Below are 18,523 nucleotides of genomic sequence, written 5' to 3' on the forward strand. Positions count from 1 at the left end.
CAAAATGATAGAGTATGTCTGTTAAAGCTTAAAAAGTTAAGCCTTTTCAAGCTTAGGGCGTGCTTTTTCAATCGCTTTTAATAATGCCTTTTCAAACCCACCAACCTCAAATGTGATCAAGCTTGAGTGGGCCGCACAGAAATTGTGAGTATCGCGCCATTGATGTGCAATCTTGGTCGCCCAATCACAGTATTGCTTGCCAGCATCTGGTTCATCTTTAAGCGCTTGTTTGGTTGTAGGATGCAAGAGCAGCTCGGGTAGTACAGCCTCAAGCACCTTTGCCGGTGGGCTCATAAAAGTATCATCTACATGTAAGCTTCTGCTGGCAGGATGATAGGCCAATAACGAGCCTGCATGGATTTTTTCGTTAGGGGAGATATAGTAGATACCTTGAGATAAAGAAAATTTGAGCTCCGGATAACGTTCGGCTACTGCATCACTCTCTACTAAATCGTCTGCCCATGGTATTTGGGGTACTTGTTTGTGGTGGCGACGGCTACCATAAAATTCGGCTTGCGGAAAATCTTTTGCCATCTGCTCACAATGTACGGTATGAAAAGGATGAAGATTCAACACAGCTTCGACATCCTGGCCATCGTTGGTCAAGGCCATGACTTGATCTCGCACATCACCAGTCAGCTCGTAGCTGTCCAAAAAGACAAATTTGCCCGATTCTAACTGTACGAGCGAGCATTGGGTACCTATATCAAGTACACCGCCTAAACGAAAAGATCCGCGTATGTTCCAAAACCCTGCACCTAGATTATAAATTTTGTCTGCCATCTTTATTACCTCTTATTGCTTAAAGATTGATGTAATGGTTTATCAAAACAGCTGCTAGCTTAACTGTTCCTACATTATTTTTAGAGATTATGAACTTAAGGGCTGCTAAAGTCTGTTATAGAAGGGATGTGGAATGTATAGATAGTTTAAATTAAAGCCAGTTAAGTAGCTAAAGTAGCGCATAAACAAGTTCTCATAATAATAAACAATTTTAAAAGAAGATAAAAAGTATGTATCGAAACATTTGGTTAGCAGCGCTTGACAGTATGTACCAGCAATTGGTATAAAGCATCTACCTAAACGAATATAGACAGACAAATGCCTACATCATCAGACTCGACCCTTAAAAAGATATATGTCAAAGATTATCGCTCTCCGCAAGCGGCAATAGACCACGCTAAGTCTATCGGCGGTGCTCGGATTATATTTCCCAATGGCGACTATCCTTGTAGTTTGGTAATTGATAGTCCGAATATCGAGCTATTTAGTGAGGGTAATACCATTTTACGGGCAAAAACACCTTCTACTGTCGTTGACGTACAGGCAGGCGGAGTAAACTTCGTCCTAGATGGATTTGATATACGTGGTCAAACATTACGAGATGAGCTTACCTCTAACAGAAATGGCACGCACAAAAACACCAAAGCACTGCACTGTATTCGTATTCAAGAGCGCGGCGCTCGGCTCAAAAACTTTAAGACCAGTGGCGCACGTTATGATGGTATCTATCTTAAATATAATGGACAAATTGATTTTGAAGCTCAGGATTTTTTGTGCGATTCTACCGCTCGTAATCCAGTATCTATTATTTCAGGCCAAGGCTTTAAGTTTATACGCGGTAAAATGCGTTTGGATAATAAATTCTCTGCCGGACAAGGTAAACTAAGAAGCGGTATATATTTATTTGATTGTGAACCCAATAATATCAACGATAAATACCGTGATATTAAATTCACAGACGTGGTCTTTGAAAATGCTGGCACGCGTTACGGTAACAATCAAGTTATCTTTCAAGACACCAATATAGGCAATTCAAATGATTTGGGTGTGTACTTTAAAGACTGTGACTTTATTAAGTCTGGTACAGCTACCGGATCTGCTTATGTACGCCTCAAGGCTGATGGAAAATTGAAAGAGTTTAGTAACATTCACTTTGAAAGAACCTATCATCAAAACAGAGCCATGGCAATTGCTAGCGGTCGCGAGCTATTACTTAGAAATTCGTCTTTTAACGATGTTGTTATTGATGATCGAAACCTAACGTTTGCTATTAAATTATCATCTGGCACGGTTGTTAATAATGTGCGCACAACAGCTGATAAATCTTCGGCTAAATCTAAAGCTCCAGCTGTCCGGACATCGTTAAATAAGCCTGTCAATTTGCTTTTAGATAAAAAAAGCAATGTCAAAGTTACAGATGTTCCAGGGTACTAAAGTCAAAGTGCTGAGCAATATAAGTCGCCTTGAGCGGCTTTTTTTGTGTTTTAAGAGTGGATAGAATCATTCGTAGTGTATTAAATGGTTCAGCAATGCGATAGATAGTGAATAGTGGTATATTTAGAATGCAAGATTGCTCCTGTTTAAGGACCAAAATTATATAACATTTTGCATCTTAAGCTTAACTGCCAGTGTGATACCATGATGCGCTTGTCATAATGACTATAAGTTTAGGCTTTTGTATATTTATAGCCTGTTCCTACCACCCACGCCGATATCATGCGCGTATAACATAGTCAGCAACTTTGTGAATCACATACCAGATAACGCCTCAACGAACAACGCGTCACATGACAGCGCCAATCAAACTGTCTCAGCGCTCTCATCAGTCATACCATCTACTTCGCAGCCCAGTCCGCCGTCTTGGGTGTTGAAGCTAACCGTTGGTTTGATTGGGATGTTTGCTTTTTTGCAAGTATATTCTATTCAAGCAGTCTTACCTGTACTGATGGTGGACTTCGCTGCCACCGAAGTACAAGCAGGTATGGTTGTTGGCGCGACAGTGATGGCGATTGCTATTATGTCGCCATTTTTAGGCATGTTATCTGATGCTGTAGGGCGCAAGTCTTTTATCGTCGGAGCTTTGTTGTTTTTGGCGATACCGACAGCGCTTATAGCTCAAAGCCCAGATATTGGCTGGATGGGTCTGTGGCGGTTTATGCAAGGCTTGTCAGTACCTGGTATTACGGTAGTGACGATTGCCTATATTGGTGAGGAGTTTGAAGGGCGAGCAGTCACCGAGCTGATGTCATTTTATGTCTCAGGTTCAGTGCTTGGCGGTTTTCTGGGACGGTTCTTGCTTGGGCATTTGCATGAGCTTATAGGCTGGCGTCACGGCTATTATGTGATGGCCGCGATGACATTGGTCGGTGCATTATGGGTAGGTAAAATGTTGCCTTCATCACGCCAGTTTGAGGCCAATCCAAACTTTCGCTCAGCCATGCAGACATTAGGTGAGCATCTGACCAATCGCTACGTAGTGACAGCTTGCTTACTTGGCGCGTGTGTGTTGTTCTCTTTGGTAGGCTGCTTTACCTTTATCAATTTGCATCTGGCCAAGACTCCATATGAGCTAAGTACTGGACAGCTTGCCAATATCTTTGCTGTGTACCTAATAGGCGTGGTCATTACCCCATTATCGACTACCTTATTACGCCGATTTGGCGCAGCACGAACGGTGCGAGTTGCTGTGATAGTGTCTATGATAGGGGTGCTATTGACCTTAGTATCACCGCTGTGGGGTATTGTTATTGGACTTGCTGTTATGTCGTCCGGAGTCTTTATCACCCAAGCTGCGACCATCAGTTATATCGCAGTCAATGTCAAAAAAGGGCGCAGCTTGGCTTCTGGCTTATATTATATGAGCTATTATGCAGGTGGTACGATAGGAGCCTGGCTATGCGGTATTGTTTATGCGCGTGGTGAATGGTCAATGACAGTATGGCTGTTGTTAGCCTTGCAGATTCTTGCATTACTCATAGCAAGCTTTGGTATGGTTAAAACCAAACCTCGTACTGCATGAGCCTCGCACTGCTTAAAACAAGTCTTGGCTAACATATTGTGGTAGGCAGTGGAATTACTATTCTCGAATGCTGAGTATCGTCCTGCTTACGTGTGCACGCTTTACATAGTATGGGTTTTTTCTTACTATCAATAAGTAATCGGCTAAAAAGCAGCTTTTTAAAAAGTAGATACCTCAAATAAAATAAGCTTTTATCCAGATAGTAGTCTGTTTCTAAAAAGTATAAACACGACCGCATTCAATTATTTATAGTAATAAAACGTTCACGATAACGACAAACAAGGAAGTCACATCTATGTCAAATATCTATGATAGCGCACCATCAGCCTATGAATTTCCATTACTTATTAAACAACTACTAAACCGTGCCAAGACCGTCTCATTGGATCAAGAGATTATATATGCGGACAAAAAGCGCTTAACTTATAAGGATTTATTTACCCGCATTAACCGTTTAGCCAATGTCTTAGCAGATTTAAATCTCGATGGAGGTGATGTGGTAGCGGTCATGGACTGGGATAGTCATCGCTATCTTGAGTCTTATTTTGCAGTACCTATGTCGCAATATATTTTGCAGACGGTCAATATCCGTCTGTCCCCAGAAAAAATTCTTTATACCATTAATCATGCCAAGCCTAAAGTATTGATGCTCAATTCGGAATTTGCGCCTTTGGTTAAAGACTATCAGTTTGAAAACTCAAGTATTGAGCATATTATTTGGCTAGATGACAATGGCGTGTCGCATGAAGGTGTCTTTGGTGGTAATCAAAGTCGCGTAACAGGTGAGTATGAAGCGTTATTAGCAGCGGCTGATAGTGAGTTTGATTTTCCAGATTTCGATGAAAACACGATAGCCACAACCTTCTATACTTCAGGGACGACGGGTGATCCAAAAGGTGTGTTCTTTAGTCATCGCCAATTGGTATTACATAGCTTAGCGGAAGCTGCGTCACTTGGTATGCTGCCCAATAAGCAAGGCGTCAGCTACGGTGATGTTTATATGCCGATGACGCCGATGTTCCATGTCCATGCCTGGGGCTTTCCGTTTACGGCCACGATGATTGGTTTAAAGCAAGTTTATCCAGGACGTTATGCGCCCGATACTTTGTTAGATCTAATCATTAATGAAGAGGTCAGTATTACCCACTGCGTACCAACAATATTACAGATGGTACTCAAAGAAGCGCAAGATCGGGACGTCAGCTTTAATGGGCTAAAAATGATCATTGGTGGTTCAAGGTTAACAGAAGGTTTAGCCAAATCCGCATTGGCACAAGACATTGAGGTATATACAGGTTACGGAATGTCAGAGACCGCACCATTGATTAGCTTAACTGACTTTAGCCTCAATGAACCTGAAATGACTGAGGAAGAAGATATTAATCGTCGCTGTATGACGGGTAAGCCAGTATTGATGGTCGATGCACAAGTCTGGAGCACAGATAATAAGCCAGTAGGTGTTGGTAAAGAAAATACGGGTGAGCTGGTATTACGGGCACCTTGGTTGACTCAAAGCTATCTCAAAAACAATGACGCAGGCAAGGAGCTGTGGGAAAATGGCTACATGCATACCCAAGACATCGCTTACGTCAAACCTGATGGTTATATTAAAATAACTGATCGTCTCAAAGATGTCATCAAATCTGGTGGAGAGTGGATCTCATCATTGGAGATTGAGACCATTTTATCATTGCATCCAGCAGTGGCCGACGTGTCAGTCATCGGTGTCCGTGATAAGCAGTGGGGAGAACGCCCATTGGCGTTAGTAGTCTTAAAGCCCAACAAGCAAGACACTAGTGCTGATGATATTATTGCAGTTGCAGAGCAAGCAGTCAGTAAAGGTATTATCCCTAAATATGGTGTACCAAGCGAGTTTAAATTCGTTGATGAGCTGCCTAAAACCTCTGTTGGTAAGCATGATAAAAAAGTGATGCGAGAGATGTATGCCAATCAGACACAGGTTTAATTGATATTAACTGTAATCACATCGCAGTTTATGCGCTAAACAGTTGACCTTTATTACTAGCTCTGCTACATTTTAAACCGATACTTATCAAACCGATACACTATGTATTGTTTTTATAGGTATCGGTTTTTTGTTTCTGGCAGGGAAAGCCAGGGCAACCATACTTAAGCAGTCATATAAATTTGCTATATTGCACTTATAATATATACAGCGACTCTTCCAACTTCATTAGCTATTTCATATAGCATATATAGTCGTGTTGCCTCACATTTCGTTTACGCTAAGGATAGCCATTATGAGCGAGCAAGCTACCAATTTAGATTCTAACCAAACCTCTAATAATACCGATATCTCTGTGCAAGATTCTACTTTTGCTGATATTTATAGTGACTCGATCAATGATCGAGAGCAGTTTTGGGCAGAGCAAGCCAAGCGTATCTACTGGCATAAAGAGCCTGAGCAAATTCTTGATGACAGTAATCTACCGTTTGCTAAGTGGTATGTCGGCGGTGAGACCAATCTTTGCTATAACTGCGTAGATCGTCATATCCCCGAACGAGCAGAGCAAGATGCTTTCATTTGGCTCTCATCCGAGATCAATCAAGAATTGATAGAGACTTATCCAGCAGTCGTTGATGCCTTTAAGAACTTGGGAAACAACGTTGAGTTTTATACGGACTATACCAAGCGTCGCTTAACCTATAATGATCTTTATAAAGAAGTCAATTACTTTGCGGACGTGCTACAGCGTCATGGTATCGAGAAGGGCGACCGCGTCGTTATTTATATGCCCATGATTTTGGAGGCAGCCTATGCCATGCTTGCCTGTGCTCGTATCGGTGCGGTGCATTCGGTCGTCTTTGGTGGCTTTGCGGCGCATAACCTTGCCATTCGTATGGATGATGCTGAGGCCAAAATGGTCATCACTGTCGATGCGGGCCTACGCGGTGGTAAAGTAGTCAATTATAAAAACCTTGTCAATCAGGGGGTTGAGCAAGCAAGCATAAAACCTGAGCATGTGCTGGTAGTCAACCGCGGGGTGTTGCCATTTAAACCACAAGACATCGATGTAGATTATGCAACCGAGCGCCGCATCAGCTGTGAATCCGGTGCTGTGGTCGAGCCGGTTTGGCTTGAGTCAAATACGCCCTCTTATCTGCTTTATACCTCTGGGACGACTGGTACGCCAAAAGGCGTGCAACGTGATACGGGCGGTCATGCAGTTGCCCTGACTACCTCAATGGACTATATCTACGATGGGAAGGCGGGCGAGACCTTTTGGGCGATCTCGGACATTGGCTGGGCAGTTGGGCACTCTTATACTATCTATGCGCCATTGCTGGCTGGCATGACCAGCGTGATGTATGAAGGCTTACCGCATCGTCCAAACCCCGGTATCTGGTGGCGAATTGTAGAGGCCAATAAGGTTAATATCTTATTTACCGCACCGACGGGTGTGCGTATGCTCAAAAAGCAAGATGAGACTTGGATGACCCGCTATGATGTCTCAAGCGTTAAGTCTTTCTTTTTAGCAGGTGAGCCCCTTGACGAATCAACGGCCAATTGGCTGACCAAGCATTTAGGTGTGCCAATTTTAGATCATTATTGGCAAACAGAGTCTGGCTGGCCAATTTTGAGCAATACGCCCAAGTTTGATCACAAACCGCACAAACAAGGCTCACCTGGCTATCCCATGTATGGCTATGATGCCCGCGTCCTCAACGAAGAGACAGGCGAGCCGTGCGGTGCAGGTGAGAAAGGATTGCTAGCGATTAGCGCGCCATTGCCACCAGGTTGTCTCACCACTGTATGGCGCAACGATGAGCGCTTTATGAGTAGCTACTTTGGTCTATTCGATGGCAAGCAGTACTCAACCTCAGACTATGCGGTAACTGACGAAGATGGCTATTTTTATATCTTAGGACGCACCGATGATGTCATCAATGTCGCCGGTCACCGTATCGGTACCCAAGAAATTGAAGAGGCGATCAGCACCCATCCAGAGATGGCCGAGTGTGCGGTCGTGGGCATACAAGATGAGCTAAAAGGGGAGTTGCCGATTGCCTTTTGTGTGCTAAAAGATCATGAGCAAGTTGCAACGACCGAAAACCGTTTCCGCATTGAGCAGCAAGTTATCGGTGCAGTGGTAAAATCCCTTGGTGGTATCGCAAGACCTGCCGCGATTTATTTCCCGCAAGCCTTACCAAAGACTCGCTCTGGCAAAATCCTACGCCGCGCTATTCGCGCACTGGCAGAGAACAAGCCTACTGGCGATATGTCAACGCTTGACAATCCAACCGCGATCGATGCCATTAAACAGTCTATGAAAGACTATTGATTGAAATGAAAGGATAATTTGTATTCGCTAGTTGTGAGTCACTATTTTAAAATCGCGTAAAAGCTCATGAGTCATCATGGGCTTTTTTTATTGACTCAGCTAATCTATCAACGAAGAGAGTTAACGTTACCAAAATTTCAACAAAGCACTTGACCCTAAAATTGATTTATTGTTATAGTCAATAACGATACGAAATAAATCATTTTAAAATAAAACGACGTCAATAGTAAACTATTGCGCCTAATACTTTTAAGCTTAGTACTTTTAATAATTCCAGACGCGTCTAGCAGCAGTCTTAAAAACAAGATAAGGATATCTTATGCATCATGTTCAGCAGCTCATCAATGGCCAATTTCTCAAATCAACGACCAATGAATGGCTTGATATTACTGATCCAGCCACACAAGAAGTCATTGCCAAAGTCCCACAAACCACTGACGATGAAATCAATCAAGCAGTCGCCGCCGCCCAGACGGCTTTTCAAACATGGCGCAAAACGCCAATTACCACGCGTGCGCGTATTTTTCTAAAGTATCAACAGCTGATACGTGAGCATATGGATGAGCTGGCAGAAACCTTAACTGCTGAACAAGGCAAAACCATTGCTGATGCCCGCGGAGATGTGTTTCGTGGTTTAGAAGTGGTCGAGCATGCAGCAGGCATTGCTAATTTGCAGATTGGTGATTTCGTTGAAAACGTTGCCTCAGGCGTTGACACTTATAGTGTTTGGCAGCCACTAGGCGTTTGCGCTGGTATTACCCCGTTTAACTTCCCAGCGATGATTCCGCTATGGATGTTCCCAATGGCGATTGCTACGGGCAATACCTTTATCTTAAAGCCGTCCGAGCAAGACCCAATGGTGACCATGCGTTTGGTAGAGCTGGCTGTCGAAGCTGGCGTACCTGAAGGGGTACTAAATGTGGTACACGGCGGCAAAGCGACGGTTGATGCCATTTGTGATCATCCAGATATCAAAGCTGTTTCATTTGTCGGCTCGACCGCCGTTGGTAAGCATGTCTACGAGCGCGCCAGCAAGTCTGGTAAACGTGCCCAATGTATGATGGGTGCCAAAAACCATGGCGTTATCCTACCTGACGCCAATAAAGAGCAAACCCTCAATCAGCTAGCGGGCGCGGCATTTGGTGCGGCTGGTCAACGCTGTATGGCGCTGTCTGTTGTGGTATTGGTCGGTGCAGCTGGTGAGTGGATTGACGATATTAAAGCCAAGGCTGAGAATCTTGTGGTATCAGCAGGTAAGCATGATAAGGACTTAGGTCCACTGATTTCTCCGGCTGCAAAAGCCCGCGTCGAGCATTTGATTGATACAGGGGTAGAAGAAGGCGCGAGCTTATTACTTGATGGTCGCGGTATTGCTGTCGAGGGCTATGAGAAAGGCAACTTTGTAGGGCCTACTATCTTTGATAACGTCACAAGTGATATGCAAATCTACAAAGAAGAAATCTTTGGTCCTGTCCTTTGTATCATGCGTGCAGCCAGCCTTGATGAAGCGATTGAAATACTTAATGCCAATCCGCATGGTAACGGTACGGCTATCTTTACCCAATCAGGCGCAGCGGCGCATAAATTCCAGCAAGATATTCAGGTCGGGCAAATTGGTATTAACTTGCCGATTCCTGTGCCATTACCGATGTTCTCATTCTCAGGATCACGTGCCAGTAAGCTTGGCGATCTTGGCCCTTATGGTAAGCAAGCGGTACAGTTCTATACTCAAACCAAAACCGTTACGGCGCGCTGGTTTGACGATGAAGCGAGCCGCGGGGTGAATACTACTATTTCAATTTAATCGTTTATTCCTTGTATTTGCGGTGTCGTGTTAATCTTGTTTGGTATGTTTTTTACTATTTAAGCATAGTTTAAGCACAGTTTTACGATTGTCACGACGTCGCTGTTATACTGTATGAATGACAACGATATAAAACCTAATTCACCATATTTGCAATGCATGCACAAGGATGACCCTATGGACTTTTCATTAACGGATGATCAAATCGCCTTTCGCCAAACCGCTCGGCAGTTTGCGCAAAAAGAGCTCAAGCCGAATGCCGCTGAATGGGACCGTACCTCGCATTTCCCAGTTGATGTGATTAAAAAGTCAGGAGAGCTTGGTTTTTTAGGACTATATACCAATCCAGATTATGATGGCTTAGGGCTACCTCGTTTAGACTCTGCTATGGTATTCGAAGAGCTGGCCTGGGGCGATACTTCAGTTGCTGCCTATATGAGTATTCATAATATGGCAGGTTGGATGATCGGTGAGTATGGCAGCGATGCACTATGTAAAAAGTATTTGCCAAAGATGGTCAGCGGTGAGTGGCTTGGCAGCTACTGCTTAACAGAACCCAATGCTGGTTCTGATGCCGCGTCATTACGTACCAAAGCCGATAAGCAAGGCGACTATTATGTGCTAAATGGCGAAAAAACTTTTATCTCAGGTGCAGGCTCGACCGATGTGTTAGTAGTTATGGCACGTACAGGTGATGCTGGGCCAAAAGGGGTTTCAGCTTTTGTTGTAGACGCGGACAGTGCTGGTATTGAGTACGGCAAAAACGAGCATAAAATGGGTTGGAAAGCGCAGCCAACGCGTGCTATCAGTTTTAAAGATGTCAAAGTGCCAGCAGAAAACCTAATCGGTGCAGAAGGGCAGGGCTTTCGTATTGCGATGAAGGGTTTGGATGGCGGCCGTATCAATATCGGTATTTGTGCCGTTGGTACCGCGCAATCAGCGCTAGAGACCGCGACCAATTACGTACAAGAGCGTAGTCAGTTTGGTAGCCCAATCGCCAGCTTACAGTCGGTACAGTTTAAGCTTGCTGATATGCTCACCCAAACCATTACCGCACGGCAAATGCTGTATCTGGCGGCCAATAAAGTCGACAACGGTGATGGACAAGCCTCTACCTACTGTGCGATGGCAAAACGCCTCTCCACTGATCTTTGTTTTGAAGTTGCCAATCAAGCTTTGCAGCTACATGGGGGTTATGGTTATCTCAATGAGTATCCGCTTGAGCGCCATGTACGGGACTTGCGTGTCCATCAAATATTAGAAGGCACCAATGAGATCATGCGGGTGATTGTCTCGCGTCAGCTTATGCAGGATGAGGCGCTGAGCCAGTTGCGCTAATCTTGGTATTAGGTTTTTAGTAATTGTATAAAAATAAGGGACTATTTATGACGGATTATACCAATCTTAACCTATCTATCGACGGACACACCGCTACCGTCACCTTAAATAACCCACCTGCTCATACGTGGACAATGGACAGCTTGCCTGCTCTTAAGCAGCTGGTCACTGATCTCAATGCCAATGACGATGTGTATGCCTTAATCATTCATGGTGATGGTGAAAAGTTCTTTTCAGCTGGTGCGGACTTAAATAATTTCTCAGACGGCGATAAAGGTCGTGCGATTAGCATGGCGATTGCCTTTGGTGAAGCGTTTGAGGCTTTATCGGCTTATCGCGGCGTTAGTATCGCTGTCATCAATGGCTATGCGATGGGTGGCGGACTTGAGTGTGCGCTGGCCTGTGATATTCGCATCGCAGAAGAACATGCACAGATGGCCTTACCAGAGACCGGCGTGGGACTTCTGCCATGTGCGGGTGGTACACAAAACCTGCCTTTACTTGTTGGTGAAGGTTGGGCGAAACGTATGATATTGTGCGGTGAGCGTATTGATGCTGATACTGCACTGCGAATTGGTTTGGTTGAGGAGGTCGCGGCTAAAGGCGAAGGGTTGCAAGTAGCACAAGCCTTGGCAAAGAAAGTTGCGAAGCAGTCACCCGTTGCCGTCAGTTATTCTAAACAGCTTATTCAAGCTGCAAGAAATACCCCACCTGCACAAAACCTGATTCATGAGCGTGAAGCTTTTGTTAAATTATTTGATACCAATGATCAGCGTGAAGGCGTGCAAGCCTTTTTGGAAAAGCGCAAACCCACTTGGCAGAATAAATAAACACAATAAATTCATTTTTATTCTAATATTCTTGTTTTTAAACTTGATAGGTCGATTTTATGACAGCGACGGATAATATTAATAATCAAAAAGCCGAAGAGACAAGTACTCAAGACGCGCCCGTATTATTTGAGACAGAGTCGACAGACTGTGGTCACCTGATTGGCATCATGACACTCAACACACCCAAAGCTCTCAATGCGCTTAGCGTTGAGATGTGTCAGTTACTAGCCCAGCAGTTAGAGCAGTGGGAAAGTGACGATCAGGTAGTGGCGCTTATATTAAAAGGAGCGGGCGATAAGGCATTTTGTGCTGGCGGTGATATTCGTAAGCTGTATGACAGTATGTCTACCAGCGCGCCTTTACCCAATCCTTATGCAACTGAGTTTTTTAGCCATGAGTATCGCTTATATCGGCAGATGCATTTTTATTCTAAACCATTAATACTCTGGGGTGACGGTATTATCATGGGCGGTGGTATGGGGCTAATGGCTGGTTGTAGTCATCGAATGGTGACTGAGCGCACCCGATTTGCCATGCCAGAAGTCACCATTGGATTGTTCCCTGATGCTTCTGGTAGTTGGTTTTTGCAACGTATGCCAGCGAAGACAGGGTTGTTCTTAGGATTGACAGGTGCGATGTGTAATGGCAACGACGCGCTATTAGCCAATCTTGCAGAGTATGCCGTTGCCAGTAGTGATTATGACGCCATTATACAAAGTTTAAAACAGAGTGATTGGCAAGCAGCAGCTGATAACACTGATAAATGTCATCAGCACAGCGCTCATAGTATTGCTAGCCGTGCATTAGCTGCGCAATCAGGTGCTAAATTACCTGCTAGTAAACTGGCGACGTACTGGCAACCTATCCAGCAGTTGATGAACAGTGGCGGACTGGGAGATATCGATGCGATGCTACAAAGCGATGAAGCGCTCGCAAAATTAGATGAAGACTTTGCTAGTGACAGCTGGACGCAGCGCGCAGTGACTACTTATCGTCAAGGCTGCCCTGTGACCGTCGCTTTGACTTATGCGCTTTATCATAAAGTTACGGACTTATCGATAGAACAAGTTTTGTATTTAGAGACCAATGTGGCAGTACATTGCGCGGCCAATCCTGACTTTAAAGAGGGCGTACGCGCATTGTTGATTGATAAAGACCGCACGCCTCACTGGTCACGCTCATTAGCAGACTGTCTCAGCACTAAAGGACAAGAATACATACATCAGCATTTTGTAAATCCTTATGCTAAAGGTGAGCATCCTTTGGGCGATTGGTTGGGTGATAAGGCCTTGGCTAGCCAGCTTGTGCGCTAAGAGCTTTTAGACTCATTATAAGAATCAGGTATAAATTAAAAAACGCAAAACTATGTATAGCACTGTCTTCTACATATATATGTAAACAATAAGCAATCATCAAGGAGCGATGAGATGGGTACAAAGGATACAGAGTTGAATAATAAAGAATCAAATAATGCCACTATGTCTGACAATAACACTGATAAGCCAAATATTGCCTTTATTGGACTTGGAAATATGGGCGCCCCAATGGCAGAAAACTTGTTAAAAGCTGGTTATACGCTATCAGTCTATGATTTGTCAGCAGACGCCACTCAGCGTCTAGAGCAAGCAGGTGCTAGCATCGCAGATAGCCCTAAGAGCGCTGCGAGCAATGCACAAGTTGTCATCAGCATGCTACCCGCTGGTAAGCACGTGCATTCTGTCTATCTAGGCGAAGATGGAACCAACGGTTTGCTTGCAGAGTTACCCAAAGGTACGTTGGTCATCGATAGCAGTACCATCGCTGCAGCTGACGCAAGATTGGTGGCAGAGGCAGCAAGTAAGCTTGGGGTAGACTTTTTGGATGCCCCGGTCTCTGGCGGTACGGGCGGCGCCATCGCTGGTAGTTTGACTTTTATCGTTGGCGGCAGCGTTGAAGCGTTTGCCAAAGCTGAGCCGATACTGGCCGTCATGGGCAAAAATATTTTTCATGCAGGCGAGCATGGCGCTGGACAAGTTGCCAAAATTTGCAACAATATGCTCTTAGGAATACTCATGGCAGGGACGGCAGAAGCGATCAATTTAGGGGTCAAAAATGGCTTAGATCCCAAAGTATTATCAGATATCATGCTGCAAAGCTCAGGGCGCAACTGGACGCTCGAAGTCTATAACCCTTATCCAAAAGTGCTAGAAAATGTTCCTTCTAGCAATGGCTATAAAGGAGGATTTATGAGCAAGCTTATGCAAAAAGATCTTGATCTTGCCATGCAAACTGCAAAGGATACTGAGGTTGAGACGCCGATGGGCGCTAAGGCCACAGAGCTTTACGAAGCGCATGCACGCGATAATGGCGATAGAGACTTTTCTAGTATTATGGCCTATCATGATCATTCAGTATTGTCTTAAGTCTATCTAGGCGTTTTAAGACAATATATCGCTTATCGATATATTAGCGCACAAAAAAGGTCTTCATTATCATTATAGTGAAGACCTTTTTTATGCAAGACATAAAAGCTAACTTTGTAATTCATAAACCAAGGCTTGTATATCCTGCGCTGCTGTCTGTAATCGTGGCACATGTTCGAGTAGCTCATCGAGAGACACTCGCACAGTAGGCGCATGCACATACAAGGAGGCCAAATACCGCGATTTTTTGTCTAGGATGGGTACTGAGACTGCCACCATCTCTGAGATAAATTCTTCGTTATCTACGCCGACTCCCATTTTAGCGATACGATCAAGCTCAGTGTTTAAAGCATCGATATCTATGATGGTGTTCTTAGTGAATTTATTTAACGTCAGATTGCTCAGCATTTTACGACGGCTTGAAGCCGACAGCTGGCTTAAATAAAGTTTGCCAGTGGCCGTACACCACATAGGAGACTTGGCGCCGACGGGCAAGTATATTTGTAGGGGCAGTGTGGTTGTCACACGATTGGTATAGACCATGTTCATATGATAAGGAATGCCAATACCGCAAGTTTCTTGAATATCCTCGACCAGTTTTTGCAAAATAACTTCACGCTCATTAAAGAACTGACGCTGTTGCCATAATGCTACGCTTAAGTTGCGCACCCGCTTACCAGGAATGATACCGCCGCCAATATCAACAGCCACAAACCCTTCATCAACCAAGTTTTGAATCAAGCGATGAATCGTCGGTTTCGGTATATCAAGCTCTTGAGAAAGCTCAAGCGGAGAGATAGGTTTGGGTGCATAGGATATCTTTTCTATAATCTCTAATACACGCGTAATTGAAGACACTTTAGGCATATAGGTAGCTTAATAATAAGTGGTAAATAACATGATGTATCGCACGATTAGACACACTAACGACTTATGGCAAATATCATAGGACAAACGCTATGATTAATATTATAAAAGAAAACACGCAATAAATCTCACAGGTATCACAAACTTTTTTTGAGAGCAACTGTAGATACATCATCTGACAAATCACAACAAACAGAAGTAATAAACTATATAACCATTATTGTATTAATTGATCGAGTAAGACATTATGTTTACATACTTTGCAGCACTGTTGCACAAGCTTTTAGTATTTAGAGGGTATGTATACATACTTTTAATTACTTTGAGCGTATCTTGTAACGGTAAAGCGATTTTTTACAGGTTCGTGTAGCAATTATTACAATTTCTATGCAATCTTTACATAATGGCAAATAAAATGCCTCTATTCAGGGGTGACTTTTAAAGCCAAAATTGTTTTAATCTGCTCAACAAAAACGGTTGTTTAAAATACAAAAGAAATAATCGTTTTTTTGGGGCTAGTTATTTCATATCTTTAGGAGAACAAACATGAAACTTATTAAACTAACTGCAATTTCTGCCGCTGTTCTAGCGTCATCTGCTGCTTTAGCCGCTGAGCCTGTAATCGTTGTAGATGATACTCAAGCTGCAACTGCAGATGCTGTTGTATATGAAGCTGAGCCGGTAGCTGTTGCTTATGAAGCTGAGCCAGTAGCGTACGAAGCTGAGCCAGTTGCTTATGAAGCTGAACCAGCTCCTGCCGCTTATAACAACGACGCGGGTATCATCCGTAACACCACTGGCGCTATCTTCGGTGGTACTAAAACTCTATTTAATACAGCTATCAATCCAGCTGCTGTAAGCGCTGAAGTTGGTACTTTAGGTTATGGTGCTAACGTAGCATGGAGCATCAACGACAAGACTGAACTACAAGCTGGTTGGGCAGGTGGTGATGTTGCTGACCTTTTTGGCGGTGATTTCGATGCTGATGATGTCAACTATGATGTGGATGCTGACTTTAGCAACCCATACCTAGGCGTACAACTACGTCCTGCTGGTAACTGGTTCACAATGGGCGCTGGTGTTATCGTCCCTGATAACGATATTGATGTAACTGCTAATGCTGAAGGTGATTTCTTCAAACTTGATGGCATTCAGTATAATGCTGCTCAAACTGGTAACTTAGAAGGTAGTTTAGAGCATCGTAACAAGCTTGCTCCATATGGTACTATTGGTTTCCGTCCAAATATCGGTAATAACTGGGGTGTATTTGGTGAAGTCGGTGCAGCATATATGGGTAAAACGGACGCTACTGTTCGTTCAACTAACCCAGATGCCGATGTTAATTACACAGATGCACAAGGCAACACTCAATCTATCAAAGGTAGTGAAGTTGCTAACATCGCTGAACGCGAGCTAGAAGATAAAGATTGGTTAGAATGGTTCCCAATTGTTAAAGTTGGTGCCACTTACCGCTTCTAATCTGATGACAGTCTCAGTATTGTTGTGAGAAGAAAAGTAAGTGTATAAAAAACGACCCTAAAAAGGGTCGTTTTTTTGTCTGTAATAAAATGTTTGGATTAATATAATGTGAAAATCTTGATAGCATATCAATATTTAGAATCTCAAAATATTATTACCGTTTGATAAGAAAACAAAATAACGATCTGATAAGGAAGTGGCTGATTGTCGGTCAGAGTGGCAAGCGACTTATCTTGTTCAAGGTTAGTGGCGATGTCAGAGATGAGATACTGGTAGTTCATCCCCAGCCCTTGTGCAAGGGTATGATGGTTGATCTTGATAAAGCTCTCTTTTATTTGCCAAAGTAATTTGACCACGGTATCACGCTGATCTAATGGTAACGCTTGTAGTAGGGTGATTTCGTTAGGATGATAAAAACGCTGGGCTACGTGCCAAGCAACTTGGTTGGTCTCTATGTCAATACCGACCATACGTTGATGGCTAATGACCACTGCAACGCTAGCATTTGGATTGTCATTGCTATTATTGGCACTGCCAGTACTTGAATGGCTAAAGCACACATAGTAACTACTACTATTAAGACGATAGGGAAACTGGGCTTCGTTTAACGTATCATCGATTTCTAATGTGGTGAGAAGCTCTTGCAGTAATCGTCGTACGCCCATGCGTTGCTGTCGACGTTGTCTTTGGGCGTTTTTTTGTACGGATGAACCATGAGTAGGTAGACGGTATTGCCATTCAAGAGTGGAGAAGTTGATAGAAGAGGCATGTAAAGTATTGGCTATTGACAACCAAGGTAGCTCATTCCACAAGCGTAGACTCATAGGGGCGCTCACATAAGCGGTTGCGCACCACGTCGTGGGACTGAGCTGCGTATATTGAGTGTCATAAAGATGCGGAATGTGCATAACTTATAGATCAGGTATTTAAGAAACAAAGCGTTTGCCAAAGTTAATATAAAAGCCCAACAATGTCACTCTTGTTGAGCTTTTGATATTAGAACATTTTTTAGTAAAAATATAATAATTGTGTCTACTAGATATTAGTAAGAAAGCTCAGCACGGCGGTTCTGTGCGTAGGCTTGTTCGGTAGTACCAGTAGCAGCAGGACGCTCTTCGCCATAGCTGATGACGCGAATGTTGTTAACGCTAATACCTTGAGCTGCAAGGTAGTTACGAGCTGCTTGCGCGCGGCGCTCGCCAAGTGCCATATTGTACTCACGGCTACCACGCTCATCAGTATGACCTGCAATCACAACACCAGCGGCAGGATTTGAGCTAAGCAAACTTGCATGTTGGTTTAGTACACTGGCAGCTTGTGGGGTGATCTCGCTGCTATCAAAATCGAAATATACCACCGCTTGTAAGTTTTCTGCGCCAGTTACGATAGCACTTGAATTGTCTACGACCACAGCGCCAGTATAACCAGCTTGACCACCTGGGATACCTAAAGGAGCCACAACGACTTCTGAAGTAGCGCGCTTGGTGGCACAACCAGTTGTTAGGGCAACAGTGCCTGACAATAGAGCAAGGGTAGCGATTTTTGCAAAACGGCTGCTAGTTACTGAGCTAAAATAAACTGACATAATAAACTCCTAAAATTTTGATAGAATTGTTTTTTTTAATACTTACCATAAAGCTTAGGCATAAATGCCCATAGAAAAATCAATGTTACGTTATGTAAATAACATTACC

The 18,523-nt window shown here is 43.7% G+C and carries 14 protein-coding genes; 10 read left to right on the forward strand and 4 right to left on the reverse strand.

What is annotated here, in order from left to right:
* Positions 1 to 36: 36 nt before the first annotated feature.
* Positions 37 to 783: a hypothetical protein gene (locus Q0890_RS09565; RefSeq protein ID WP_299220056.1), complete on the reverse strand. Its 747-nt coding sequence runs from the start codon at positions 781 to 783 to the stop codon at positions 37 to 39.
* Positions 784 to 1,101: 318 nt separating this feature from the next.
* Here Q0890_RS09565 and Q0890_RS09570 point away from each other — a divergent pair, with 318 nt between their 5' ends.
* From Q0890_RS09570 to mmsB, 9 genes are all read left to right on the forward strand, one after another.
* Positions 1,102 to 2,217: a hypothetical protein gene (locus tag Q0890_RS09570; protein WP_299220059.1), complete on the forward strand. Its 1,116-nt coding sequence runs from the start codon at positions 1,102 to 1,104 to the stop codon at positions 2,215 to 2,217.
* Between the two features lie 430 nt (positions 2,218 to 2,647).
* Positions 2,648 to 3,802: an MFS transporter gene (locus Q0890_RS09575; protein WP_345832195.1), complete on the forward strand. Its 1,155-nt coding sequence runs from the start codon at positions 2,648 to 2,650 to the stop codon at positions 3,800 to 3,802.
* Positions 3,803 to 4,097: 295 nt separating this feature from the next.
* The gene (locus tag Q0890_RS09580; protein WP_299220061.1) at positions 4,098 to 5,768 is read left to right on the forward strand and encodes a fatty acid--CoA ligase; all 1,671 of its coding nucleotides are present in this window, start codon (positions 4,098 to 4,100) and stop codon (positions 5,766 to 5,768) included.
* 295 nt (positions 5,769 to 6,063) lie between these two features.
* A complete protein-coding gene (locus Q0890_RS09585; RefSeq protein ID WP_299220064.1) occupies positions 6,064 to 8,106 on the forward strand; it encodes a propionate--CoA ligase in 2,043 nt (680 codons plus the stop codon).
* A gap of 319 nt (positions 8,107 to 8,425) precedes the next feature.
* Positions 8,426 to 9,910 (forward strand): CoA-acylating methylmalonate-semialdehyde dehydrogenase, encoded by a 1,485-nt coding sequence (locus Q0890_RS09590; RefSeq protein WP_299220066.1) that lies wholly within the window; start codon positions 8,426 to 8,428, stop codon positions 9,908 to 9,910.
* 177 nt (positions 9,911 to 10,087) lie between these two features.
* The gene (locus Q0890_RS09595; protein WP_299220071.1) at positions 10,088 to 11,248 is read left to right on the forward strand and encodes an acyl-CoA dehydrogenase family protein; all 1,161 of its coding nucleotides are present in this window, start codon (positions 10,088 to 10,090) and stop codon (positions 11,246 to 11,248) included.
* A gap of 47 nt (positions 11,249 to 11,295) precedes the next feature.
* On the forward strand, positions 11,296 to 12,078 hold the full coding sequence (locus tag Q0890_RS09600) for an enoyl-CoA hydratase (RefSeq protein ID WP_299220074.1): 783 nt from the start codon (positions 11,296 to 11,298) through the stop codon (positions 12,076 to 12,078).
* A gap of 59 nt (positions 12,079 to 12,137) precedes the next feature.
* Complete coding sequence (locus Q0890_RS09605; protein WP_299220076.1) at positions 12,138 to 13,394, forward strand: enoyl-CoA hydratase/isomerase family protein; 1,257 nt, start codon at positions 12,138 to 12,140, stop codon at positions 13,392 to 13,394.
* Positions 13,395 to 13,508: 114 nt separating this feature from the next.
* On the forward strand, positions 13,509 to 14,483 hold the full coding sequence (mmsB, locus tag Q0890_RS09610) for a 3-hydroxyisobutyrate dehydrogenase (RefSeq protein ID WP_299220079.1): 975 nt from the start codon (positions 13,509 to 13,511) through the stop codon (positions 14,481 to 14,483).
* Positions 14,484 to 14,591: 108 nt separating this feature from the next.
* Here mmsB and Q0890_RS09615 read toward each other — a convergent pair whose 3' ends face one another.
* Complete coding sequence (locus tag Q0890_RS09615) at positions 14,592 to 15,350, reverse strand: IclR family transcriptional regulator (RefSeq protein WP_299220082.1); 759 nt, start codon at positions 15,348 to 15,350, stop codon at positions 14,592 to 14,594.
* Positions 15,351 to 15,896: 546 nt separating this feature from the next.
* Between Q0890_RS09615 and Q0890_RS09620 the strand changes: the two genes are divergently transcribed.
* Positions 15,897 to 16,829: a hypothetical protein gene (locus tag Q0890_RS09620; protein ID WP_299220085.1), complete on the forward strand. Its 933-nt coding sequence runs from the start codon at positions 15,897 to 15,899 to the stop codon at positions 16,827 to 16,829.
* A gap of 143 nt (positions 16,830 to 16,972) precedes the next feature.
* Here the strand turns inward: Q0890_RS09620 and Q0890_RS09625 are convergent, their stop codons facing one another.
* A complete protein-coding gene (locus tag Q0890_RS09625) occupies positions 16,973 to 17,737 on the reverse strand; it encodes a 4'-phosphopantetheinyl transferase superfamily protein (RefSeq protein WP_299220088.1) in 765 nt (254 codons plus the stop codon).
* A gap of 134 nt (positions 17,738 to 17,871) precedes the next feature.
* Entirely contained in the window at positions 17,872 to 18,414 is a 543-nt protein-coding gene (gene pal, locus Q0890_RS09630; protein ID WP_299220091.1) for a peptidoglycan-associated lipoprotein Pal, read from the reverse strand.
* Positions 18,415 to 18,523: the final 109 nt, after the last annotated feature.

Source organism: uncultured Psychrobacter sp. (assembly GCF_947488565.1).
Classification (GTDB): Bacteria; Pseudomonadota; Gammaproteobacteria; order Pseudomonadales; family Moraxellaceae; genus Psychrobacter; species Psychrobacter saeujeotis.

What these genes read in the sequence shown, in the direction of transcription:
- Q0890_RS09565 (WP_299220056.1), bottom strand. Translation starts at nt 783, where the DNA reads ATGGCAGACAAAATTTATAATCTAGGTGCAGGGTTTTGGAACATACGC.
- Q0890_RS09570 (WP_299220059.1), top strand. Translation starts at nt 1,102, where the DNA reads ATGCCTACATCATCAGACTCGACCCTTAAAAAGATATATGTCAAAGAT.
- Q0890_RS09580 (WP_299220061.1), top strand. Translation starts at nt 4,098, where the DNA reads ATGTCAAATATCTATGATAGCGCACCATCAGCCTATGAATTTCCATTA.
- Q0890_RS09585 (WP_299220064.1), top strand. Translation starts at nt 6,064, where the DNA reads ATGAGCGAGCAAGCTACCAATTTAGATTCTAACCAAACCTCTAATAAT.
- Q0890_RS09590 (WP_299220066.1), top strand. Translation starts at nt 8,426, where the DNA reads ATGCATCATGTTCAGCAGCTCATCAATGGCCAATTTCTCAAATCAACG.
- Q0890_RS09595 (WP_299220071.1), top strand. Translation starts at nt 10,088, where the DNA reads ATGGACTTTTCATTAACGGATGATCAAATCGCCTTTCGCCAAACCGCT.
- Q0890_RS09600 (WP_299220074.1), top strand. Translation starts at nt 11,296, where the DNA reads ATGACGGATTATACCAATCTTAACCTATCTATCGACGGACACACCGCT.
- Q0890_RS09605 (WP_299220076.1), top strand. Translation starts at nt 12,138, where the DNA reads ATGACAGCGACGGATAATATTAATAATCAAAAAGCCGAAGAGACAAGT.
- mmsB (WP_299220079.1), top strand. Translation starts at nt 13,509, where the DNA reads ATGGGTACAAAGGATACAGAGTTGAATAATAAAGAATCAAATAATGCC.
- Q0890_RS09615 (WP_299220082.1), bottom strand. Translation starts at nt 15,350, where the DNA reads ATGCCTAAAGTGTCTTCAATTACGCGTGTATTAGAGATTATAGAAAAG.
- Q0890_RS09620 (WP_299220085.1), top strand. Translation starts at nt 15,897, where the DNA reads ATGAAACTTATTAAACTAACTGCAATTTCTGCCGCTGTTCTAGCGTCA.
- Q0890_RS09625 (WP_299220088.1), bottom strand. Translation starts at nt 17,737, where the DNA reads ATGCACATTCCGCATCTTTATGACACTCAATATACGCAGCTCAGTCCC.
- pal (WP_299220091.1), bottom strand. Translation starts at nt 18,414, where the DNA reads ATGTCAGTTTATTTTAGCTCAGTAACTAGCAGCCGTTTTGCAAAAATC.